The sequence below is a fragment of the Streptomyces halobius genome (genome assembly GCF_023277745.1).
Lineage (GTDB): Bacteria > Actinomycetota > Actinomycetes > Streptomycetales > Streptomycetaceae > Streptomyces > Streptomyces halobius.
Genome location: NZ_CP086322.1, coordinates 8389849 through 8410836, shown reverse-complemented (window position 1 = coordinate 8410836; position 20988 = coordinate 8389849). Strand labels below are relative to the sequence as shown.

Here is a 20988-nt window from a genome sequence, read left to right as displayed (position 1 = left end):
CCGGGTCGCATGTCCGACAGCGTCCCCACAGGGGGACCGTTGGCGTGCGCGGACGGCGCCGCACCGCATGGCGGCCGTGCGATGCCGGTCCGATGACGCCGAGCATCCGCGCCGCGGGCGGCGAGGTGCTGCAGGAGCCGATGGACCAGCCGTACGGCGTCCGCGACCGTGCCTTCCGCGACCCGAGTGGCAATATGCTGCGCTTCGCCCAGCGCCGCGGCAGGTGAACCTGCCGCCGGCCGGGCCGGACGCACCGCGCCACCAGCCGTATTGCCCGAAGCTGGTGGGATCGCGCCAGGCGACGCCGACGGAGACCGCGAAGGCGGCCCGCGTAGCAGAGGGAGACACGATGAGCATGGCCCCGAGGACGGACACGCAGTCGCCTGCGCTGCACGATGCCGACAGCCACGATGTGATCCGCGTGCACGGCGCGCGCGTGCACAACCTCAAGGACGTCAGCGTCGAGATACCGAAGCGCCGGCTGACGGTGTTCACCGGCGTCTCCGGCTCGGGCAAGAGCTCCCTGGTGTTCGACACGATCGCCGCGGAGTCGCAGCGGCTGATCAACGAGACCTACAGCGCCTTCCTGCAGGGCTTCATGCCGACGCTGGCGCGGCCCGAGGTCGATGTACTCGACGGGCTGACCACCGCGATCACCGTCGACCAGCAGCGGATGGGCTCCGACCTCCGCTCCACGGTCGGCACCGCCACCGACACCAACGCGATGCTGCGCATCCTCTTCAGCCGGCTCGGGCAGCCGCACATCGGCCCGCCCGGCGCGTACTCCTTCAACGTCGCCTCGGTCACCGCGAGCGGTGGGTTCACCGTCGACCGCGGCGCCGAGAAGACCAGGACCGAGAAGGTGACCTTCAGCCGTACCGGCGGTATGTGTACGCACTGCGAAGGCCGGGGCTCGGTCTCCGACATCGACCTCACCCAGCTCTACGACGACTCGAAATCGCTCTCCCAGGACCCGTTCACCATCCCCACCTACACCGGGGGCGGCTGGGTGGTGCGGGTCATCACCGAGTCGGGCTTCTTCGACCCGGACAAACCGATCCGCGAGTACACCAAGAAGGAGCGGCACGACTTCCTCCACCGCGAGCCGACCAAGGTGAAGATCAACGGCGTGAACCTCACCTACGAGGGGCTGATCCCGAAGATCCAGAAGTCGTTCCTCGCCAAGGACCGGGAGTCGATGCAGCCGCACATCCGGGCGTTCGTTGACCGGGCGGTCACCTTCGCCCGCTGTCCCGAGTGCGACGGCACCCGGCTGAGTGCGTCCGCCCGGTCGTCGAAGATCGAGAAGCTCTCCATCGCCGACGCCTGCGCGATGGAGATCAGGGACCTGGCCGCATGGCTCCGCGGCCTCAAGGAGCCGTCGGTGGCGCCACTGCTCACCGCGCTGCAGCACACCCTCGACTCGTTCGTGGAGATCGGCCTCGGCTATCTCTCCCTCGACCGGGCGTCGGGCACGCTCTCGGGCGGCGAGGCGCAGCGCGTCAAGATGATCCGCCACCTCGGCTCCTCGCTCACCGACGTCACCTACGTCTTCGACGAGCCGACCATCGGCCTGCACCCCCATGACATCCGGCGGATGAACGACCTGCTGCTGCGGCTGCGGAACAAGGGCAACACGGTGCTCGTCGTGGAGCACAAGCCGGAGACGATCGCGATCGCCGACCACGTCGTCGACCTCGGCCCCGGCGCCGGTACGGCGGGCGGCACCGTCTGCTTCGAGGGCACCGTCGAGGGGCTGCGGGCCGGCGACACCGTCACAGGGCGCCATCTCGACGACCGGGCCGCCCTCAAGGAGGCCGTACGCGAGCCCGCCGGCAAGCTGGCGATCCGCGGCGCGGCGACGCACAACCTGCGCGACGTCGACGTCGACATACCGCTCGGGGTGCTCACCGTCGTCACCGGCGTCGCCGGCTCCGGCAAGAGCTCGCTCATCCACGGGTCGCTGTGTCAAGCGTCGGGGGCGGCCCGCGAGGGTGTGGTGTCGGTCGACCAGACCCCGATCCGCGGCTCCCGCCGGAGCAACCCGGCGACGTACACCGGGCTGCTCGACCCGATCCGCAAGGCCTTCGCCAAGGCCAACGGCGTCAAGCCCGCGCTCTTCAGCGCCAACTCCGAAGGGGCCTGCCCCCACTGCAACGGCGCCGGCGTCGTCTACACCGACCTGGCGATGATGGCCGGCATGGCCACCACCTGCGAGGAGTGCGAAGGGAAGCGGTTCGAGGCATCGGTGCTGGACCACCACCTCGGCGGCCGCGACATCAGCGAGGTGCTCGCGATGCCGGTGGCCGAGGCCGAGGAGTTCTTCGGCGCCGGCGAGGCGCGCACGCCGGCGGCCCACAAGATCCTGCGGCGACTCGCCGACGTCGGGCTCGGCTATCTCACCCTCGGCCAGCCGCTCACCACGCTGTCCGGCGGCGAGCGGCAGCGGCTCAAGCTGGCCACCCACATGGCCGAGAAGGGCGGCGTCTACGTCCTCGACGAGCCGACGACCGGCCTGCACCTCGCCGACGTCGAGCAGCTGCTCGGCCTGCTCGACCGGCTCGTCGACGCCGGCAAGTCGGTGATCGTCATCGAGCACCACCAGGCGGTCATGGCGCACGCCGACTGGATCATCGACCTCGGCCCCGGCGCCGGCCACGACGGCGGCCGGATCGTCTTCGAGGGCACACCCGCCGACCTGGTCGCCGCCCGCTCCACCCTCACCGGCGAGCATCTCGCGGCCTACGTCGGCACCAGCGATTGAGGCGAGAGGAGCGGAAGCCCGCTGTCGCTCCCTGGTCAGGGTCCACGCCGACGACATCGACTCGATCCACGACGACTACGCGAGCCTGCCGGCAGACGCCGCCAAGGTCGCCGGTGGCAGCGTCACCGTCACCAACGTCCGGATCGTCGAGGGCGAAGGCGATGTCGAGGACGGCCGCTTCGATGTCCTGAGGCAGCCGGTGGTCTGGGACAGCCCGGCTGCCACGGGCTGGTCGCGGCGCACCGCCGCCGCGGTGCCCCACCGCCCGGCATCAGACCGGCGCGGCCTCGATGACGGAGAAGCGATTGGGCTTCGGCAGCGGTGTGACGGTCCGGACCTCGAAGCCCGCGTCATGGCACAGCCGCTCGAAGTCGTCCCGGGTTCGCTCCCGGCCGCCGACATTGACCAGCATGTTGAGGTCACTCAGACAGACACCGGCGACGGAGGGGTTCACGGCGGGCGGCAGCACCGGCTCGACGATCAGCAGCCGGCCGCCGTCCGGAATGGCCCGCCGGCAGTGCCGGAGGATGCCCACGCACTGCTCGTCGTTCCAGTCATGGATCACGCTCTTGAGCAGATACAGGTCCGCACCCTCGGGAGCGGCGGCGAAGAAGTCCCCGGTCACCAGGGAAGAACGGCCGTCCAGCCCCGCGCGCGCCAGCTTCGTACCGGCCTGTGCGAGGCCCTCGGCGGTGTCGAAGACGATGCCGTACAGTTCCGGATGCGCCGTCAGGATCGCGGCGAGCAACGTGCCGTCGCCACCGCCGATATCGGCCACGGTCGCGTACGAGCCGAAGTCGAACGCGGCCGGCACCAGTTCGGCCGTCTCCCGCGTGGCCTCGCTCATGGCGGCGTTGAACTCGGCGGAGAGTTCCGGGTGTTCGGCGAGATAGCCAAAGAAGTCCTTCCCGAAGACCGCGTCGAAGGAGGTCTCGCCGGTCCGCACACTGTCGTCCAGGCGCTCCCAGGCGCGGAGCATGGCCGGATCGGTGAACGAGCGGGCGAACGACCGCAGCGACCGCGGCGCGTCGCCGCGCAGCAGATCACCGACCGGGGTGACGGCGAAGCCGCCCGAGGCGCCCTCGACGAGCAGCCCCAGCCCGGTCAGCGCCCGGAGCAGCCGGCCCATGGCCTGCGGCTGAGCCGCGCACTCCGCCGCCAGTTCGTCCGCCGTACGCTCCCCGCCCCCGATCAGATCGACGATCCCCAGGCGGGCGGCGGCACCCACCGTCTGTGCCGCCATGGCCCCCATCACCATCCGGACCAGGTCATCCCTGGGGCCGTTGGCCGACCCGTCCCCGTCCCCGTGCACACCCTCGTCCGGCAGTCCCTCGTCCGACAGCCTCCTGCTCGGCATGACGTACCCCTCTCCCCTCGACTCAACGGCGTTACAGGCAGGGCTCCGCAGGGCACACAACGCCTGTGACGTTGTGCGTCCGGCCCGCATCCCGAACCCCGACCCGCCTTGGTTAGGTAAGCCTAAGTTCGCCCGGCGGTCCGAGGCAACGTCCCCACTCAACCCGCCCGTACGGCACGCCCGTTCCGCCTGCCGGGAGAGAGGAGGGACGCCCCCGTGTTCCCCGACGACGAAGGCCAACTCCGCGATCTCACCGAGAGATTCCGCCGCGACGCGAGATGCGAGGGTGGCATGAGGCTGCGCGGCGCCGGCGCCTGCCCGACGGTCACCGGCCGCGCCCGCCGGCCGCTCGTGGACCGCCCCGGCGCCGCCTGGCTGGCGCTCGCCGCCGCGATCGGCGGACTGGCCACCGGCATCGCCCTCGCCCATGGCCTGGTCATCGCGGGCGCGTTGATGCTGGCCGGCCTGTCCGGGCAGCACTTCGCCCGCGGCACGGGCACCGCCCGGGGGGCCGCCGACCGGAGCGAAGAGTAGGGCTTCGCGCACATTCGGTGACATGGGGCGCCCCGAACACACTGCTCGGCCCGCCCACCGTCTACGGACGGTGAGCGGGCCGGCGGCTTTTCCATCCCCCGAGAGAGCACTCCTTTCCCTGCGCGCCCGAGAAGGCGCCTCAGGTCGTGGTGCGGCGGGCCCTCGCTGCCACGGCGACACACATCGCTCCCAGCAGGAATGTCAGGGCGCCGACGACGACGTTGTTCCAGATGACGCCCGCGTCCGGACCGCTGCCGACGATCCAGGGCGACACGATCAGCCACGCCCCCATCGCGCACATCGCGCCGCTCAGGCCGTACATACGGTCCGGCGTGGCGGTGAAGCCGATCGCCAGCAGGGCGATCGCGATGCCGAGGATGAGGTTGTGCGTCAGGAGTGCAGGCTGCGAGGCCGTGTAGTGGACGATCCACGGTGATGCGGCGCAGTACAGGCCGACCAGGAACACCGGGCCGTCCACGAGTACTACGTCACGCCCGCCGAGGACACGGTCGTATCGAGCCGCCATCTCCGAAACGTCGGGGTGACCCGCGAGAGATCCCTTGGGGTGTGAGACGTCGGCCATGCGTCTCGCCTCCTTCGTCCGCAAGCCTGGCCGTATTCGCGTGGCATTGGGCCGCGCACCTTTATTCTGCGCTTATGTCGCATTTATGTGTAGATGGTGGGAGGAGTAATTTTCCCCGCGGGGACCGGGAGGTTTCCTTGGACGGAGGGGGCTTCCACCTGCGCCAGGAGCCGGGACAGGCGCGGCGTGGGGCCGGGTCGAGCCCCTATCCGCGGTCCGGCGACCCGTCCAGTGGCCGGCCCAGCCCCAGGTTCCAGCGCCCGCTCCGGCCGCTCAGCTCGGTGGCGGTCAGCGGGGCCACGTCCAGCCGCCAGAACGCCTCCACGGGGAGCTGCAGGGCACACACCGCGGCGGCACGTACGACGTCCGGCTCCGCCACGGCGAGCACCCGCCCCGGCTCGGCGGCCAGCTTCGTCAGCCAGGCCCCGACCCGGTCGCAGAGCTGCCGCAGCGATTCGCCGCCGTGACCCGCGAAGCCGGGGTCCGACAGCCAGGCGGACACCGCCTCCGGTTCGGCGTCGGCGACCTCGGCCAGGGTCCTGCCGCGCCAGCGGCCCCTCGCACAGCCGGCCGGAGCGGACACGACCCCCGCCGGGAGCCCGAGCCCCTCGGCCGTCCGCCGGCACCGCGCGGACGGCGAGACCATGATCCGGCCCATGGTCGGCAGCGTTCCGGCGGCAGCACGCGCCCGGCGCAGACCGGCCTCACTCAGCGGCCCGTCGTCATCGAAACGCACCTCGCGCTGCGCCAAACCCGCGGCCGGTGAGATCAACATCACCCGAGTTGTCATGCCCTCTCCCCTTACTCCACCCCGACATCGACAACCAGCCACCCCCGGAGGGGAGTTGACCGCACAACGCGCCCTGTCCTGCGCCCCTCCGCCCCCTGTGCGGCCTTGGCCCCCTGGCCGGTTCGCGATACCTTCCCGATGATATTGACGACGACATGACGGAAGCCGGTGGGATCCCGGCGCGGTCGCGCCACTGTATGTCCGGTTTTGACGCAGCCCATCAGGGCCGGGACCGGACGAGCCAGACCCGGCATGTCGTTACGCACTCCATCTACAGGGACGCGAGTTCCCCTTCACAGGAGGTCCTGCCATGGCTCAGACCATCGCTCCGCCGGCCACCGGCGTCACCCCGGCCACGCTCCCGCTCAAGGCGCTCGCCCCCTGGGCACTGTTCGTCGGCGTCCTCGCGCTGGTCCTGCTGTACTTCATCGGCGCGGAGCAGGGCGCCACCTCGGTGTTCGCCGGAACGGGCGTGCACGAGTGGGTTCACGACGGACGCCACCTGCTCGGCTTCCCCTGCCACTGATCGGACGCCGCATCCATGAACTCCGTCACCATCAGAAATCTTCTGGTGCGCGGCATGCTCGCCGGTCTGGCGGCCGGTGTCCTCGCCCTCGTCGTCGCCTACTTCCTGGGCGAACCGCGGGTGGACGCCGCCATCGCGTTCGAAGAGGCCCATAGCCATGGCCACGGCGACGAGGTGGAGGTCGTCAGCCGCGGCATGCAGTCCACAGCGGGGCTGGCGACCGGCGTACTGGTCTACGGCGTGGCGATGGGCGGAATCGCCGCCCTGGTCTTCTGCTTCCTGCTGGGGCGAATCGGCCGCGTCAGCGTCCGGGCCACGGCCGTGCTGCTCTCCGGCGCGGCGCTGCTGGTCTATCTCGTACCGTTCCTGAAGTACCCGGCCAACCCGCCGGCCGTCGGCGACCCCGACACCATCGGCCAACGGACCGCCCTGTACTTCCTGATGATGCTGCTCGGCATCCTGCTGACTGTCGGCGCGACGATCCTCGGCCGGCGTCTGGCACCCAAACTGGGCAATTGGTACGCCACGGTAACGGGCGGCGCAGCGTTCGTCGTCGCCATCGGGATCGCCTACGCCTTCCTGCCGGCCTACGACAATGTGCCGCAAGGGTTCCCGGGCACGCTGCTCTGGCAGTTCCGGCTGTCGACACTCGCCGTCCACCTGGTGCTGTGGACCGCCTTCGGGCTGGTCTTCGGTCACCTCGCGGAGCGCGTCCTGGCGAACCGGGCCGGGGAAGCCGGCACCACCGCCGAGGCCGAGGCCGCGCCCGCGGCAACCTGACGCGGCACCCGCCGCACTGGCAAGAGAGGCCCCGCGACGCCGATCGCGGGGCCTTCTCGCCGCGTCACCGCATTCCCTGCGTCACCGCATTCCCTGCATCACTGCTTGCCTGCGTCACGGCGTGGTGCCGCACTGCGGCTTCGTCTCTCGGAGCAGTCCGCGGACGCCGTCGAGATGAGGCAGGTCATGGTCGAGCCGCTCCCGCTTCGCCATCAGATAGCGGATGTTCTCCGCGCGGGGCGGCATCAGGAGCGGGACCTGTTCGGCGACGGTGATGCCCTGTCCGAGCAACGCCTCACGTTTACGCGGATTGTTCGACAGCAGCCGCACGGACCGTACGCCGAGATCCCGCAGAATCTCGGCCGCGACGCCGTATTCGCGGGCGTCGACCGGCAGACCGAGCGCGATATTCGCCTCGACCGTATCCAGCCCGTTCTCCTGCAGCCGCATCGCCCGCAGCTTGGCCAGGAGTCCGATGCCGCGGCCCTCATGCCCCTGGAGATAGACCAGGACGCCGCACCCTTCCGCCACTATCGCCGTCAATGCCGCGGACAACTGATCGCCGCATTCGCAGTGCGTGGACGCGAAGGCATCTCCGGTCAGGCATTCCGAATGGACCCGGGTCAGTGCCGTTTCCCCCGCCACATCGCCATGGACCAAGGCCACTTGCTCCATGCCACGACGGCGGTCCAGATAGCCCACGGCGAAGAATTCGCCGTAGGCGGTGGGCAGTCGAACCCGCACCACCCGTTCCACACCCGCCTGACGCGCGGCATCGCCCAGGGCGACCTCCACGCCCAGGCCGGCAGTGGCATCAGGAACGGTATCGACATCGGCGTCCGCATCCGGGTCGGTCATGCCGTGATCGTACCCAGCAGGGGAAACGAACCGCTGCATTCGCTCACATCACGACAAGGTGTGCAACAGAACCGCGAGTGTGACAGGTTGGCGAGTTGGCACCCGGCGCCCGGCGCCCCGCCTATGCTTCGCACCATGAACGCTTCGGGACATCGGACTCCGGCTCCGGCCCGCGGCCTGCTGCCGGCGGACACCACGGAGGACATCCGCGCACGCCGGGCGGACATGGCCGTCCTCCCCATCGGCAGCCTCGAACAGCACGGCGCATTCCTCCCCTTGACCACCGATACGGTTATCGCCTGCACCATCGCCGCGGAAATCGCCGCGGCCCGTCCCGTCCAGCTGCTGCCGCCCCTGACGATCTCCTGCTCACACGAGCATGCCGCCTGGCCGGGGACCGTCAGCATTTCGGCACGGACCCTGCACGCCGTGGTGACCGATATCGCCGATTCCCTCCGCCGGTCCGGTATCGGCACGCTGATTCTCGTCAACGGCCACGGCGGAAACTACGTACTGCGCAACGTGGTTCAGGAATCCGCCGGGACCGGGACGCGTATGGCCCTGTTCCCCGGTTCCGCGGACTGGGACGCGGCACGTGAACGGGCCGGTATCCGGACGACGTCGCACAGTGATATGCACGCGGGGGAATTGGAGACGTCCATCCTGCTGCACGCCCATCCCGAACTGGTCCGGCCCGGATATGCAGCGGCCGATCACGTGGCCGATGAGCGGAAACATCTGCTGACGCTCGGTACGGCCGCCTACACCGAGTCGGGGGTGATCGGCCGCCCGTCCCTGGCCTCCGCCCGGAAGGGAAAGGAATTGCTGGCCGGTCTGGTCGAGGCGTTCGGTGAGTACGCGTCACTGCTGAGCCCGTGACCGGATACGCGCCGCGCACGCCCGGCCGAGGGACCGCTTTGCTCGCCCCACCGCTGGTCCTCCCCCGCAGCGCGGGGACCTTCTCGGGCCTGCACTACGTACATCCACATCACGGAACGTAACGGCCGTGTCCCGCTCATCTGCGAGGTCTCCGACGCCGGCAGCACCTCACCCCACATGCGCCGGGTCCGCGTCTTCGACGAAGGCGGACGGGGACTGCTCCCCGTCGCCCGACTGACCCGGCGCTGGGGCACCCGCTACACCGGCACGGGAAAAGCGATCTGGGCCGAGCAGACATTTGGGAGTGATCCACTCAGGCAGTGATCCCACGGGGCACCGCCCAAGTCCGTACTGGACAATGCATAGTCGAGGGTCCGTGGACCGGAGTCGGGGAGGTGGCACCACGTGACCGGATCGTCGGCCGAGGAACTGAGCGCGGCAGCCGCCTGGGACGAACTGCGCCGCATCCGCACCGCCGGGGACGCCGAGGCCGCCGGGCTGGTGCCGGACGGACACGGCGGACTGCGGTGGGGGCGGGATGCCTCGCCCGAAGCGGTGCGGCTGGCCGAGCGGTATCTGCCGCTGTGCCTGGCGGGCCCGCGCGTCGCCTTCGCGCAGCTCGGGCAGAGTCTGGACGGCTTCATCGCGACGTGTACGGGCGACGCCGATTACGTCACCGGCGAGGAGGACCGGCGGCATCTGCACCGGCTGCGCGCGCTGGCCGATGCGGTGGCGGTCGGGGCGGGTACGGCCGTGGCGGATGATCCACGGCTGACGGTGCGCGCTTGCGCGGGGCGCAATCCCGTACGCGTCGTGCTCGATCCCCGGGGCCGAGTGCCGCAGCAGCGCGGGGTGTTCACCGATGGGGCGGCGCCGACGCTGTGGGTGGTGGGGCCGGACGGTCAGCGAGCAACGGAAGGCGCGGATGGTGGCGTAGGCCCGCACGTCGAGGTGCTGGTGCTTCCGGATGCCGCGGCGTTCGCGCCGGGGCGCCTGCTCGACACGCTCGCGCGACGGGGCCTGGGCCGGGTGCTGGTCGAAGGCGGCGGTGTCACCGTGTCGCGGTTCCTGGCCGAGCGGGCACTGCACCGGCTGTATGTCACCGTCGCGCCGGTGCTGCTCGGCGATGGCGTGCCCGGCCTGCGGTTTCCCGGTACGCCGGTGATGCGGGACGCGCTACGGCCGCCGCTGCGGCGCGCCAGGCTCGGCGAGGACACGCTCTTCGAGCTCGATCTGCGGGCGCCCGGCGCGCAGTCCGACGACGACCCACCGGACGACCAGGACCCCGGCGCCCGGCAGGCTCGCGACGAGGGCGAGCACGCCGTAGACCACGGCCGTGGTGAGTCCCTGGGCGGCGCCTAGCCCGGCGGCGCCGAAGGCCCAGGCGGCGACGCCTTCGCGTGGGCCCCAGCCGCCGATGTTCAGCGGCAGCGCCATCGCGAGCAGCGCGAGCACCATCAGCGGCACCAACTCGGCGGCCGGCGCGGTCGATCCGGCGACCCGGGCGGCGAGCAGGAACGTCCCGAGGTAGCCGGCGAGCACCACCACGGACGCGACCGCGACGCCCGGCCAGACACCGCGGGCGAGCAGGCCACGGCGCGCTTCGGCCAGGGCGGTGCGGACGGCACGGACGGTACGCGAAGCTCTCCGGCTCGACCAGTACAGCCACCCGACGGTCACGAGCAACACTCCGCATCCGACTGCCGCGAGCAGCACCGTCACACCGGGTGCGGTGACGAGGCCGATCGGCGCAAGGGCCGCCGACGGCCGGGCGATCAGCACGACCGCACCCACGACGAACAGCGCGATCTGGCCCGCGGCCCGCTCCAGGACCACCGCGCTGACGCCTCGGCCGAGGGCGCCCGTATTCCGTCCGTGGTGCACGGCCCGGTGTACATCCCCCAGGACGCCGCCGGGCAGCGCCGCGTTGAGGAACAGGGCGCGGTAGTAGTCCGCGACGGCCCGGCCGAGTGGCAGCCGCAGGCCGAGGCCGCGGGCCACCAGGCACCACCGCCAGGCGCTGCACACGGTGGTCAGCAGGCCGAGGGCGAGCGCGGCCAGCAGCGTCCCGGTGTCGATCCTGCGCAGCCCGTCCAGGAAAGCGCTGGTTCCCAGCTGCCACAGCAGCACCACCAGGATGCCCACTCCGGCGAGCATCCTGAGCCACGCCCAAACGGACCGCTTCATCACCCGCTCCCCGGCAGCGGCTGCGGCAGCGCCAGCAGGTCGGTGTGCTGCACCATGACACTCAGCTCCCCCACCGCGCATGCCGACAGCCGCTCTCGCAGATACGGGGCGGCGCGGGGCGCCAGGTCCGGCCGCTGGGCACAGGCGGCGCCCACCCAGCCCCGCAGCCACTCGGCGGTCAGCGCGTCTTCCGGACCGCCGAGCCGCCACGGGCTGGGCTGTACGTGAACCATCGCCCCGTGCCGCTCGAACGCGTCGGTGGCCGCCGCGACCGCGTCCGGGCCGAGCAGGCGCCGACCGCGGTCGGTGCGGCGCTGATGGTCGTTGAAGGCGGCGCCGATCTCGGCGTCGAGCGGGTCGGACGGGGTGAGTTCGACGCGTCCGGCGACGGAGAGCGCCAACAGGGCCGGGCATCCGGCGCCGGCGCAGGCCGCGGCCAATGCTCTCACCTCATCGGCCGTCAGCAGATCCAGCAGGGCGGAGGCGGTGACCAGCGAGGTGCCGACGAGGGCGTCGGCGGTGAGCCGGGCGAGGTCGCCGTGCTCGGCCGTGGCCGTGACGGGGCTGCCGTCCCTGGCCGAAGCGGGCAGCCGGCACTCGGCTCGGGCGAGCAGCGCGGCGTCGTGGTCATGCAGGATCCAGTGCTGCGGACCGGGCAGCCGGACGGCCAGCCAGCGCCCCATCGAGCCGGTGCCACAGCCGAGATCCCGGATCACCAGCCCCCGGTCCTGCGCAACGGCCCGCCCGGACAGCCACGTACGCAACGGGCGCAGCAGCCCCGGTGCACGGGCGGCGGCATCGGCCCGCTCCCGCAACTCCAACCATTCCGGAGCGAATCGGGAATCGTCGCCCGCGCTCACTCCGCGCTGCTCGCCGGCCGCGCGCACCCCGCTCTTCCCGTCGGCCACGCGCAGCTCACGCTTCAGAGCTCGCGCCGAAGCCGTTCCAGCACCCGGGCCAGACTCCGCGATGTCATCTCCCACCCCTCCAGCATCGCACGCCGCTCACGCGCCGCTTTCCTCAGTCCGTGGCGCAGTTCCGGATCCCCGAGCCAGCTGCGTAGCGCGCCGACCAGCGCCGCCGGGTCGTCAGAGGGTACGAGGAGCCCCGGCACGGTGCCGTCGGGGGCGCGCCCGACGGCCTCCGGGACACCGTCAACGGCCGTCGCCAGCACCGGAATCCCGCGCGCCAGCGCCTCGGTGACCACCATCCCGTAGGTCTCCGCGAACGAGGTGAGCACCAACAGGTCAGCTGCGGCATAGCTCGCCTCCAGCTCCAGACCCATACGCACCCCGGCAAGCCGAACCCGCTCCCCACCCCCGATCCCCAATTGGTTGATTTTCCCTCGTATTTGGGTGACATATCCGGGATCACGACGCAGCCCGCCGACACAGACGCAGCTCCAGGGCAGATCGGCGACGGCCGCGAGAGCCTCCACCAGACGGAGCTGCCCTTTGCGCGGGGTGACCGCGGCGACGCACAGCAGCCCGGTAGCGCCATCGGTGCCGGGGGCGAGCGGCGCGGCATCGACCCCCGGCCTGGCGACCTGAACGCGGGCGGCGGACAGCCCGTGATGCGCGACGATCCGGCGGGCGGCCCACTCGCTGGTGGCCACCACGGCCCGTACGGCCTGCAGGGTGCGCCGCTCCCGGGCATCCAGGTCCGCGGCCGCACCGGGGGCGAGTCCGGTCTCGTCACCCAGCGGCAGATGCACCAGCACGGCCATCCGTAGCCGCTCGGCGGCGTGGCCGACAACCTCCGGGACGGCGCAGGCCACCAGACCGTCGATGAGGACGACGGCGCCATTCGGCAACTGTCCCAGGAAAAGTGCCAGTTCAGTGCGCGCGGCCTGATCGGGCTGCGGCCAGCTTCCGTGCGCGGCGTGCCGGTGCACCTGCCAGCCGGCCGCCGGGAGGTCGCGGCATGCCCGGAGGTCGTATGTGTTCCCGCCGCTGGGCGCGGCGGGGTCATCGACGTCACCCGGGACGACGAAGTGCACCACCCGCTCCCCCGGCGCGGCGGCGCCGGACCGCGTCACAGCGCGCGCTCGTAGGTCGCCCAGGCGATATGCGATTCATGCAACGTGACCGATATGCCGGCCAGCTCGCGCGCGCTCTCACCGAGGTTGCCGGCGTGCACGCGGTCGGCGAGACGGTCGGCGATCACCTTGGCGAGGGCCTCTGTTGAGGTGTTGATACCGGCGAAGGCGGGCTCGTCATCGAGATTGCGGTAGTTGAGCTCGCCGACGACGCCGCTGAGTTCCTGGGTGGCCAGTCCGATGTCGACGACGATGTTGTCGGCGTCGAGTTCGGTGCGGCGGAAGGTGGCGTCCACGACGTAGGTCGCGCCGTGGAGGCGCTGCGCCGGCCCGAAGACCGCGCCACGGAAGCTGTGCGCGACCATCAGGTGATCGCGGACGGTGATGCTGAACAACGGTCCTCCAGGGGTCGGTGTCGGGTGGTGTTCGACTCGCCCCTCATGGGCAAGGGGCTGTGGGCTGTGGGCTGTGGGCTGTGGGCTGTGGGCTGTGGGCTGTGGGCTGTGGGCTGTGGGCTGTGGGCTGTGGGCTGCGGGCTGCGGGCTGCGGGCTGCGGGCTGCGGCTACGGCTACCCGGTCTTATCCCTCCGGCTCGTACCGGATGCGATGGCAGAGGCCCGGCTGCTCGCCGGCGGCGAGCCGGGGCAGCACCAGCGGCAGCTCCTCGAAGGCGGATTCGCCGGTGATCAGCGCGTCGAAGGCGGGGTCGGCGAGCAGGTCGAGGGCGAGCCCGAGCCGGTCGGCGAAGGTGCGGCGGCCGCGCCGGGCCGGTGAGACGGCACCCACCTGGCTGCTGCGGACGACCAGTCGGCGGGAGTGGAAGTCCTCCCCCAGCGGCAGGCTGATCCGCCGGTCGCCGTACCAGCTCAGTTCGATCACCGTGCCTTCCGGCGCGAGCAGTTCGAGCGAGCGCGCCAGCCCCTCCTCGGAAGCACTGGCGTGCACCACCAGGTCACATCCGCCCGACGCGTCCTCGGGCAACGCGAATTCGACGCCGAGCGCCGCGGCGACAGCCTCCCGCGCGGGGTCCGCGTCGACCAGCTGCGCCCGTACGGCCGGGTAGCGGGCGAGGAGCGCGGCGACGGCGCAGCCCACCATCCCCGCGCCCACCACCGCGATCCGGTCGCCGACCAGCGGTGCGGCGTCCCACAGGGCGTTCACCGCGGTCTCCACCGTGCCCGCCAGTACGGCCCGGGACGCGGGGACGACGTCCGGTACGGGGATCACAGCGCTCGCCGGGACGACGTAGGACGTCTGGTGCGGATAGAGACAGAAGACCGTACGGCCGCGCAGCGAGGGCGGTCCCTCCTCGACGACCCCGACATTGAGATAGCCGTACTTGACCGGCGCCGGGAACTCGCCCTCCTGGAACGGCGCCCGCATCACCGTGTGCTGGCTCACAGGAACGCCACCACGGAAGACCAAAGTCTCCGTCCCACGGCTCACCCCCGAGTACACCGTACGCACCAACACCTCGTCGGCTCCGGGCTTCGGCACCGTCACCGGCCGGATCTCGCCCCGTCCAGGAGCACTTAGCCAAAAAGCACAAGCGGTACGCGACATGCGGCCCCTCCTGGACGCTGCGGCGAGGCTTCATGAATGCTGGAGATCATGAAGACGCCGTCACCCTACGCGGCGCTCATCGGCTCCGCCACAACTCGCAGGAGGCGTGATGGCCGTACAACAACGCTATGCGGCAGGTCCATTCACGGCGTACACCGCCGCGGGAACGGGTGCGCAGCCCGCCCTGCCGGCGGTGCCGGCGGTGCTGGCGGTGCTGGGTGCGCAGCTCGCACCGCTGGCGGTGCTCGCCCTGGTGGTCGGGGTGGGGCCCGCGGGGTGGCTGACCGGTTCGGCGTTCGCCGTGGCCACCGGGGTCGTGCTCACCCGGGCGCTGCGCCGGTCGTCAACCGGGTCCTTCGGACCGGCCAACCGCGTCACCCTGGCCCGCGCCACACTCGTCGGCGGGGTGACGGCGCTGGTCGCCGACTCCTTCGGCGGACGGGTGCCGGTGGCGGCGCTGGTCGGCCTGGCGACCGTGGCACTGGTCCTGGACGCCGTCGACGGACAGGTCGCCCGGCGTACCGGGACCGCGACTCCTCTGGGCGCGCGCTTCGACATGGAGGTCGACGCGTTCCTGATCCTCGTGCTGTGTGTCCATCTCGCGACGCCACTGGGCGCGTGGGTGCTGAGCATCGGCGTCATGCGATACGTCTTCGTCGCGGCGTCCTGGGTGCTGCCGTGGCTGCGCGGCCCGCTGCCGCCGAGCACGGCCCGCAAAGCGGTGGCGGCGCTGCAGGGAATCGTGCTGGTCGTGGCCGCTGCCACGATCGTGCCGGGGGCGTGGGCGAGCACCGCGGTGGCCGGGGCGCTGGCGCTGCTCGTGTGGTCGTTCGGGCGCGATATCGGATCGCTGTGGCAGGGGAGGAGGCAGACCGCCCTCCCCTCTTCCCTCCCCGCTCCTCCGCTACGTCCCGGCGTGCCGCCCCAGGTGGACGACCAACACCAGGAAAGCGACCAGGAGTTGGCCGATGAAGAGATAGAGAAGCACCCGCTGCCACGGACTGCGCCGCGCCGTCCGGTGGGTGAGCAGCACCGTGCTGGGCACCCTCGCCAGCTGAGTGCCGGGGCGGACCGCGGTCGTACGGGCCCTCCTGAGACCGCAGCGCGGCGACGTCCGGTGGCGGACGAGGATGTCCGGGCAGGTACGCCGTACGGAGCGCCGCGGCCCTCGCCCGTGGTGGCGCCCGGGGCAGGGCCGTGCGCCGCCCGGCCCGGAGGTGCTCGGTATGCAGGTGCGTGAGCGGACCGCTCTCCAGGGCGGCGGTCCTTTACGTCGCGCTGCGCCGGCCATCCGCGATCACCCGGATCCGATGGCCGCCACGCCGCCGGCCTCGGCCCGCTGGGTCGGCGCGGACGGCTCCACCTCGATCGCGGCGAGCAGGTCCCGTTCGGGCCTGGGTCCGTCCTGCTCCAGTACCCGCCCGCGGTTCGCGCTGTTCCCGCCGTTCACGCCGATGCTCCGCTCCCCACCTCGAACGAATGTGAGGCGGGAGCGTCCGCTGCCTGCGCTGCCCGTGCCGCCCCTGCCCGTTCCCGTACCGACTCGGCGAAACCGCCCACGCATTCCCTCCGCGTCCCGGCCGACCGTCCATCACGTCACTGTTGAATTACGGATTTCTGCAACTGTAGACGACGACGGCGGACGGCCCGAAGGGGTGCGGCGGAGAGAACCATAAGGTGCGCGAGGGACCACAGCACGACGGAGCAGGGGGCGCAGGGGGGCACGAGGGTCTCGGAGAACCCGCTGGACAGCCCGACCCGGCGCTCGCATAGTCAGCCGGACTTCACTGGTACGCCACCTCACATTCGACTGCGCCGACGCCCACCGCCTGGCAGGTTCTGGGCGGGGGCCCTGGACAGCTCGCCGGCCGCGGACGAGCCGCCGGGTGACCCCGAGGCGTCGGTGACCACGGCGGACGGCACGCTGCTGCCTTCACCTGCTCCGGACCGTCGTTCTCGTTCCGCCGACGACGCTGGTCCGGGAACCAAGGTCCCGGCCGGAAAGGTCCCCGGCGCGGGACCGCACTAAAATGGACATGTGGTTCGGCCCAACGAGGAGGTCGAGGCGCTGCTCCAGGAGTACGCGGACCTCACCCTGATCACCGGCGGAGACGCGTTCAAGGCCCGCGCCTACGAGAAGGCGGCACGTGCCATCGGCGGCTACCACACCGATGTGTCGAAACTCGACGCCAAGGGCCTGCACGAGATCCCGAACGTCGGCAGGTCCATCGCCGAAAAGGTGCTGCAGTATCTGCGGACCGGCCGGATGCCCGCCGTGGAGGACGTCAGGGCGAAGATCCCGGCCGGTGTGCGCCAGCTGATGGCCATCCCCACCCTCGGGCCCAGAAAGGCCATGACGCTCTACGAGGACCTGCACATCTCCTCGGTGCCCGAACTCCTCGACGCCATCAACGAGGAGCGGCTGCGTGACCTCAAGGGCTTCGGTCCGAAGACCGAGGAGAACATCCTGCACGGCATCGGGCTGATGCAGGCCGCGGGCGACCGGGTGCCGATCAACGCCGCCATGGAGGTCGCCGAGGAGATCGTGGCCGAGCTGTCCGCGCTGTCCGGCTGCGAGAGCTGCGCGTACGCCGGGTCGCTGCGCCGTATGCGGGAGACCATCGGGGACGTGGACATCCTCGTGGCGGCGGGCCGCTCCGCCTCCTTCATGGACACCTTCATCCAGCTGCCGGGTACGGCCGAGGTCATCGCCCACGGCACGAAGAAGAGCTCGATCCGCACCACGAAGGGCCTGCAGATCGACCTGCGGGTCGTGCCGCCGGATTCCTGGGGCGCGGGGCTGCAGTACTTCACCGGTTCGAAGCAGCACAACATCCGCACCCGCGAGATGGCCGTGCACCACAAGCTCAAACTCTCCGAATACGGCCTGTTCCACGCCAGGAGCGGGAAGAAGATCGTCTCGGCGAGCGAGGAGGAGGTGTACGCGCGGCTCGGGCTGCCCTGGATTCCGCCGACGCTGCGCGAAGACCGCGGCGAGGTCGCCGCAGCGCTGCGCGGGGAGCTGCCGGACCTGGTCACGGAGGCGGACATCAGGGGTGATCTGCACACCCACACCGACCTCAGCGACGGCCTCGCCCCGCTGGACGAGATGGTGGCGGCCGCCGCCCGGCGGGGCCTGCGCTACTACGCGGTCACCGACCACGCCCCGAATCTCTACATGCAGCGGATGACCGACGAGAAAGTGCTGGCCCAGCGCGAGCGGGTACACGAACTCGACGGTAAGCACCGGAAGATGCGCCTGCTGCACGGCACCGAGCTCAATATCGGTCCGGACGGGACGGTGGACTGGCCGCAGGAGTTCCTGCGGGGATTCGATCTCTGTGTGGCCTCCGTGCATTCGCACTTCAACCAGGGACGGGACGCCCTGACCCGTCGGCTCGTCACGGCCTGCAAGAACCCGCGGGTCAACATCATCGGGCACCCGACCACCCGGATCATCGGCAAGCGACCGGGCCTCGACATGGATCTCGACGCGGTGTTCGCCGCCTGCGCCCGCACCGGGACGGCGCTGGAGATCAACGCCCACCCCGACCGGCTCGACCTGTCCGACGAGCACATCCTGCGTGCCAAGCGGTACGGCGTGAAGTTCGCCGTCAACACCGACGCCCACGCGCCGCTCCACCTGGAGTACCTGCGCTACGGGGTGGGCACCGCCCAGCGGGGGTGGCTGACCGCGGACGATGTGATCAACACCTGGCCCCTGGCGCGCTTGCGCCGTTTCCTCCGCAAGGAGGACTCTGCCGGCCCCTCCTCCTCGTCCTAACCTGGTAGTACTCACCACCTGGTGGCAGTCACCATCTGGTCATGGTCACCACCTGGTTGTGCCCACTGTCCCCGAACCGGGGGAAGATCATGGAACTCGGTTTTCTCAAGCCGCTCTTCGACCGTCTGGGCCCATGGGCCTCGGTGTATATCGACACCACGCGCGCGACCGAGGACGCGCAGTCGCGGCAGAAGCTCCGTACCCGCTCCGTCGCCTCCCAGCTCATCGACGCGGGTTCCGACCCGTACACATGCCGGGCGGTGACGGACCGGCTCGCCCACGAGCCGGCCTCCGGGGCGCCTCCCGGCCGGGCCCTCTTCGCCGCGGGCGCCGAGGTCGTACTCGACATCCCGCTCGGCGTGCCCCCGGTCCGCTCCGAGGCGACCTGGTCCCTCCTGCCGCACATCGCCCCGCTTCCCGGGCTGATCGGCGAAGAGCCGGCGTGCCTGGTCGCGTACATCGACCGCACCGGCGCCGATATCGAGCTGCGCGACGCACGGCGCAGCCGGACCGTGGCCACGGCGAACGGCAAGGAGTGGCGGGGCCGAGGGCACCGCAGTATCCCCGCGGACCGGTACGAGTGGCACTACCGGAACAAGGTCGAGAACACCTGGAACGAGACCGCCGGCATCATCGCGGACGAGCTCGCCCGGCAGTGGCCGGAGAGCGGGGCACAGCTGCTGGTCCTGACGGGCGACTCCCGCGAGCGCCGGGCCGTGCACAACCGGCTGCCCGAACGGATCCGGGCCGTCACCGTCGAGGCCGAGAACGGCAGCAGGTCTCCGGGCGCCTCCACGAGCGTGCTCGACCGCCAGATAGCCGAGGCCCGCGAGAAGTACGCGCAGGCACGCCTCGAAGAGGCCCTCGACCGCTTCCGCGCCGGACGCCGCCACCCCGGCTCGCACGGTGCGCACGGCGTCGACAGCGTTCCCGGAGACGCGGCGGAGGGAGTGCCCGCCGTCGTGGACGCCGCTCGCAGCCACCAGGTGGGCACGCTGCTGCTCGGGCAGGACGCGTCCGACGCGGGCCGCGACGTCTGGATCGGGCCCGGCGTCGACGAGGTCGCCGTGCAGCGCGGCCAGGCGCTGGCGCTGGGCGTCGGCAAGCCGGAGCGGGCACGCGCGGACGACGCCCTGTTGCGGTCCGCCACTGCCACCGACGCCGAGGTGCTGCTGGTCCCGGAGGGCACGCCCGGCCCGGCGGGCGGATTCGGCGCGGTGTTGCGCTGGAGTGCTTGAGGCGCGGGGCCATCGGCGCGGGCCACGAGCGCGGGCGGCGGCTCCACGCCGCCGCTCGGTTCGGCTTCGTACGGGCCGAGAATGGACCGCTACCGGCGCACGGGGGAAGCGTGCGACCGTGACCTCAACTGGAGCCCTGCACACCAGCCACGGTTCATCGGCATGCCTGTGGTGGCGAGCATGGCCGGGCGCCCAGATCGGACAGGAGCTTGAGCGCCTCCCCCACCGAGTCGCGTCGGGCCGACAGTAGCGGCAGACGCACATCCGGCGTGGGAATACGGCCCTGAGCGTGCAGGACCCCCTTGATCACGGTGGGGTTGGGATCGCGGAAGGCCGCGGCCGACAGCCGGGCCAGGGCATGCCCGAGGTCCCGGGCCCGTGCGAGATCGCCCTGGTGCCAGGCAGTGGCCAACTCCACGAACCGGCTGGTGGCCAGGTGCGCGGAGGCGAGGACGCCGCCCGTCGCGCCGAGCGCCATCAGCGGGGAAAGGAACAGGTCGTCTCCGGCCAGGACCTCGAAGTCCTGCGGGAGATCGCCGAGCAGGTCGATGGTCTCCCGGTCGACGCCGCCTGTCGCCAGCTTGACCCCCCGCACACCGGGAAGGCGCCCCACGGTACGCAGAGCGGACGCGTCGAGCGCCTGAGCGGTGCGGTAGGGAATGTGATACACGACCAGCGGCAGGGGGCTGACCTCCGCCAAGCGTGAGAAATGTGCGAGGACACCGTCCTGTGAGGGCCTGGTGTAGGCAGGCACCGGCACCAGAGCGGCCGCCGCCTCCGGCCACCTCGTGAGGTCCGCGAGAGCGCGTTCGCTGGCCCGGGTGTCATTGCTCCCGGCGCCGACGATCAGTGGTGCCGCACGTTCCCGGCAGACCCGGGCGCACACATCGACGATCGCGGTCTTCTCCTCCGCGTCGAGCGTGGCGGCCTCGGCGGTCGTGCCCAGGGCGACGATCCCGGTGGCGCCTGCGTCGAGCACGGCGTGCGCGAGTGCTTCGAGGGAGTCCTGCGCGATCCGTCCTTGTGCGGTGAACGGGGTGACGAGCGGTACGTGGACCCCCCGCAGGGATATCTGCTGAGCCATGAGTACGAGCCTGGCCCTCCGAG

18 protein-coding genes and 4 pseudogenes are annotated in these 20988 nt (G+C 71.3%); 11 read left to right on the top strand and 11 right to left on the bottom strand.

Annotated features, from left to right (window positions below; all coding sequences use genetic code 11):
- Positions 1–104: 104 nt before the first annotated feature.
- Both K9S39_RS38160 and K9S39_RS38155 read left to right on the top strand, forming a co-directional pair.
- Positions 105–227 (top strand): annotated as a pseudogene (locus K9S39_RS38160) (VOC family protein); the annotation flags it as partial.
- Between the two features lie 122 nt (positions 228–349).
- The gene (locus K9S39_RS38155) at positions 350–2764 is read left to right on the top strand and encodes an ATP-binding cassette domain-containing protein (RefSeq protein WP_248867867.1); all 2415 of its coding nucleotides are present in this window, start codon (positions 350–352) and stop codon (positions 2762–2764) included.
- A gap of 271 nt (positions 2765–3035) precedes the next feature.
- Here the strand turns inward: K9S39_RS38155 and K9S39_RS38150 are convergent, their stop codons facing one another.
- Positions 3036–4121 carry a methyltransferase gene (locus K9S39_RS38150; RefSeq protein ID WP_406708088.1) on the bottom strand — a complete coding sequence of 362 codons (1086 nt, stop codon included), beginning with the start codon at positions 4119–4121 and terminating at the stop codon, positions 3036–3038.
- Positions 4122–4337: 216 nt separating this feature from the next.
- On the opposite strand from K9S39_RS38150, the gene K9S39_RS38145 reads away from it, so the two are divergent.
- A complete protein-coding gene (locus K9S39_RS38145) occupies positions 4338–4655 on the top strand; it encodes a hypothetical protein (RefSeq protein ID WP_248867866.1) in 318 nt (105 codons plus the stop codon).
- A gap of 139 nt (positions 4656–4794) precedes the next feature.
- Here the strand turns inward: K9S39_RS38145 and K9S39_RS38140 are convergent, their stop codons facing one another.
- The gene (locus tag K9S39_RS38140; protein WP_248867865.1) at positions 4795–5238 is read right to left on the bottom strand and encodes an SPW repeat protein; all 444 of its coding nucleotides are present in this window, start codon (positions 5236–5238) and stop codon (positions 4795–4797) included.
- Between the two features lie 205 nt (positions 5239–5443).
- Positions 5444–6028 carry a histidine phosphatase family protein gene (locus K9S39_RS38135; RefSeq protein WP_248867864.1) on the bottom strand — a complete coding sequence of 195 codons (585 nt, stop codon included), beginning with the start codon at positions 6026–6028 and terminating at the stop codon, positions 5444–5446.
- Between the two features lie 310 nt (positions 6029–6338).
- Here K9S39_RS38135 and K9S39_RS38130 point away from each other — a divergent pair, with 310 nt between their 5' ends.
- Both K9S39_RS38130 and K9S39_RS38125 read left to right on the top strand, forming a co-directional pair.
- Complete coding sequence (locus tag K9S39_RS38130; RefSeq protein ID WP_248867863.1) at positions 6339–6554, top strand: CbtB domain-containing protein; 216 nt, start codon at positions 6339–6341, stop codon at positions 6552–6554.
- 15 nt (positions 6555–6569) lie between these two features.
- Positions 6570–7334: a CbtA family protein gene (locus tag K9S39_RS38125; protein WP_248867862.1), complete on the top strand. Its 765-nt coding sequence runs from the start codon at positions 6570–6572 to the stop codon at positions 7332–7334.
- A 114-nt stretch (positions 7335–7448) separates the two neighbouring features.
- Here the strand turns inward: K9S39_RS38125 and ribA are convergent, their stop codons facing one another.
- Complete coding sequence (gene ribA, locus K9S39_RS38120; protein ID WP_248867861.1) at positions 7449–8192, bottom strand: GTP cyclohydrolase II; 744 nt, start codon at positions 8190–8192, stop codon at positions 7449–7451.
- Between the two features lie 135 nt (positions 8193–8327).
- On the opposite strand from ribA, the gene K9S39_RS38115 reads away from it, so the two are divergent.
- The 3 genes and pseudogenes from K9S39_RS38115 to K9S39_RS38105 all read left to right on the top strand — a co-directional run.
- The gene (locus K9S39_RS38115) at positions 8328–9071 is read left to right on the top strand and encodes a creatininase family protein (protein WP_248867860.1); all 744 of its coding nucleotides are present in this window, start codon (positions 8328–8330) and stop codon (positions 9069–9071) included.
- A gap of 135 nt (positions 9072–9206) precedes the next feature.
- A pseudogene (locus K9S39_RS38110) lies at positions 9207–9395 on the top strand (ATP-binding protein); the annotation flags it as partial.
- 81 nt (positions 9396–9476) lie between these two features.
- Positions 9477–10145: pseudogene (locus tag K9S39_RS38105) on the top strand (RibD family protein); the annotation flags it as partial.
- A 102-nt stretch (positions 10146–10247) separates the two neighbouring features.
- Here K9S39_RS38105 and K9S39_RS38100 read toward each other — a convergent pair.
- The 5 genes from K9S39_RS38100 to K9S39_RS38080 all read right to left on the bottom strand — a co-directional run bounded on the left by K9S39_RS38100 (position 10248) and on the right by K9S39_RS38080 (position 14859).
- The gene (locus K9S39_RS38100) at positions 10248–11258 is read right to left on the bottom strand and encodes a lysylphosphatidylglycerol synthase transmembrane domain-containing protein (protein ID WP_248867859.1); all 1011 of its coding nucleotides are present in this window, start codon (positions 11256–11258) and stop codon (positions 10248–10250) included.
- Complete coding sequence (locus K9S39_RS38095) at positions 11258–12166, bottom strand: class I SAM-dependent methyltransferase (RefSeq protein WP_406708086.1); 909 nt, start codon at positions 12164–12166, stop codon at positions 11258–11260. Before K9S39_RS38095 ends, K9S39_RS38100 begins: the two co-directional genes overlap by 1 nt.
- A 14-nt stretch (positions 12167–12180) precedes the next feature.
- Positions 12181–13296, bottom strand: coding sequence for a glycosyltransferase family 4 protein (locus K9S39_RS38090; RefSeq protein ID WP_248867858.1), 1116 nt, complete (start codon positions 13294–13296; stop codon positions 12181–12183).
- Positions 13293–13691, bottom strand: coding sequence for a 6-pyruvoyl trahydropterin synthase family protein (locus K9S39_RS38085; protein WP_248867857.1), 399 nt, complete (start codon positions 13689–13691; stop codon positions 13293–13295). The genes K9S39_RS38090 and K9S39_RS38085 overlap by 4 nt, the downstream gene beginning before the upstream one ends.
- A gap of 184 nt (positions 13692–13875) precedes the next feature.
- On the bottom strand, positions 13876–14859 hold the full coding sequence (locus K9S39_RS38080) for a zinc-dependent alcohol dehydrogenase (RefSeq protein ID WP_248867856.1): 984 nt from the start codon (positions 14857–14859) through the stop codon (positions 13876–13878).
- A 109-nt stretch (positions 14860–14968) separates the two neighbouring features.
- Here K9S39_RS38080 and K9S39_RS38075 point away from each other — a divergent pair.
- Positions 14969–15742, top strand: a pseudogene (locus K9S39_RS38075) (CDP-alcohol phosphatidyltransferase family protein); the annotation flags it as partial.
- 414 nt (positions 15743–16156) lie between these two features.
- Here the strand turns inward: K9S39_RS38075 and K9S39_RS38070 are convergent.
- Positions 16157–16309 carry a hypothetical protein gene (locus tag K9S39_RS38070; protein WP_248869250.1) on the bottom strand — a complete coding sequence of 51 codons (153 nt, stop codon included), beginning with the start codon at positions 16307–16309 and terminating at the stop codon, positions 16157–16159.
- Positions 16310–16897: 588 nt separating this feature from the next.
- Between K9S39_RS38070 and polX the strand changes: the two genes are divergently transcribed.
- Both polX and K9S39_RS38060 read left to right on the top strand, forming a co-directional pair.
- Positions 16898–18643: a DNA polymerase/3'-5' exonuclease PolX gene (gene polX / locus K9S39_RS38065; RefSeq protein WP_248867855.1), complete on the top strand. Its 1746-nt coding sequence runs from the start codon at positions 16898–16900 to the stop codon at positions 18641–18643.
- Positions 18644–18684: 41 nt separating this feature from the next.
- Positions 18685–19881, top strand: coding sequence for a baeRF2 domain-containing protein (locus K9S39_RS38060; protein WP_248867854.1), 1197 nt, complete (start codon positions 18685–18687; stop codon positions 19879–19881).
- 154 nt (positions 19882–20035) lie between these two features.
- Here the strand turns inward: K9S39_RS38060 and K9S39_RS38055 are convergent, their stop codons facing one another.
- Complete coding sequence (locus K9S39_RS38055) at positions 20036–20965, bottom strand: dihydrodipicolinate synthase family protein (protein ID WP_248867853.1); 930 nt, start codon at positions 20963–20965, stop codon at positions 20036–20038.
- Between the last annotated feature and the right edge of the window lie 23 nt (positions 20966–20988).

Excerpts from the sequence above, each read along its gene's own strand:
- K9S39_RS38150 (WP_406708088.1), bottom strand. The coding sequence starts at position 4,121 with ATGCCGAGCAGGAGGCTGTCGGACGAGGGACTGCCGGACGAGGGTGTG.
- K9S39_RS38060 (WP_248867854.1), top strand. The coding sequence starts at position 18,685 with ATGGTCACCACCTGGTTGTGCCCACTGTCCCCGAACCGGGGGAAGATC.
- K9S39_RS38115 (WP_248867860.1), top strand. The coding sequence starts at position 8,328 with ATGAACGCTTCGGGACATCGGACTCCGGCTCCGGCCCGCGGCCTGCTG.
- K9S39_RS38055 (WP_248867853.1), bottom strand. The coding sequence starts at position 20,965 with ATGGCTCAGCAGATATCCCTGCGGGGGGTCCACGTACCGCTCGTCACC.
- K9S39_RS38130 (WP_248867863.1), top strand. The coding sequence starts at position 6,339 with ATGGCTCAGACCATCGCTCCGCCGGCCACCGGCGTCACCCCGGCCACG.
- K9S39_RS38135 (WP_248867864.1), bottom strand. The coding sequence starts at position 6,028 with ATGACAACTCGGGTGATGTTGATCTCACCGGCCGCGGGTTTGGCGCAG.
- K9S39_RS38080 (WP_248867856.1), bottom strand. The coding sequence starts at position 14,859 with ATGTCGCGTACCGCTTGTGCTTTTTGGCTAAGTGCTCCTGGACGGGGC.
- K9S39_RS38155 (WP_248867867.1), top strand. The coding sequence starts at position 350 with ATGAGCATGGCCCCGAGGACGGACACGCAGTCGCCTGCGCTGCACGAT.
- K9S39_RS38125 (WP_248867862.1), top strand. The coding sequence starts at position 6,570 with ATGAACTCCGTCACCATCAGAAATCTTCTGGTGCGCGGCATGCTCGCC.
- K9S39_RS38100 (WP_248867859.1), bottom strand. The coding sequence starts at position 11,258 with ATGAAGCGGTCCGTTTGGGCGTGGCTCAGGATGCTCGCCGGAGTGGGC.
- ribA (WP_248867861.1), bottom strand. The coding sequence starts at position 8,192 with ATGACCGACCCGGATGCGGACGCCGATGTCGATACCGTTCCTGATGCC.
- K9S39_RS38140 (WP_248867865.1), bottom strand. The coding sequence starts at position 5,238 with ATGGCCGACGTCTCACACCCCAAGGGATCTCTCGCGGGTCACCCCGAC.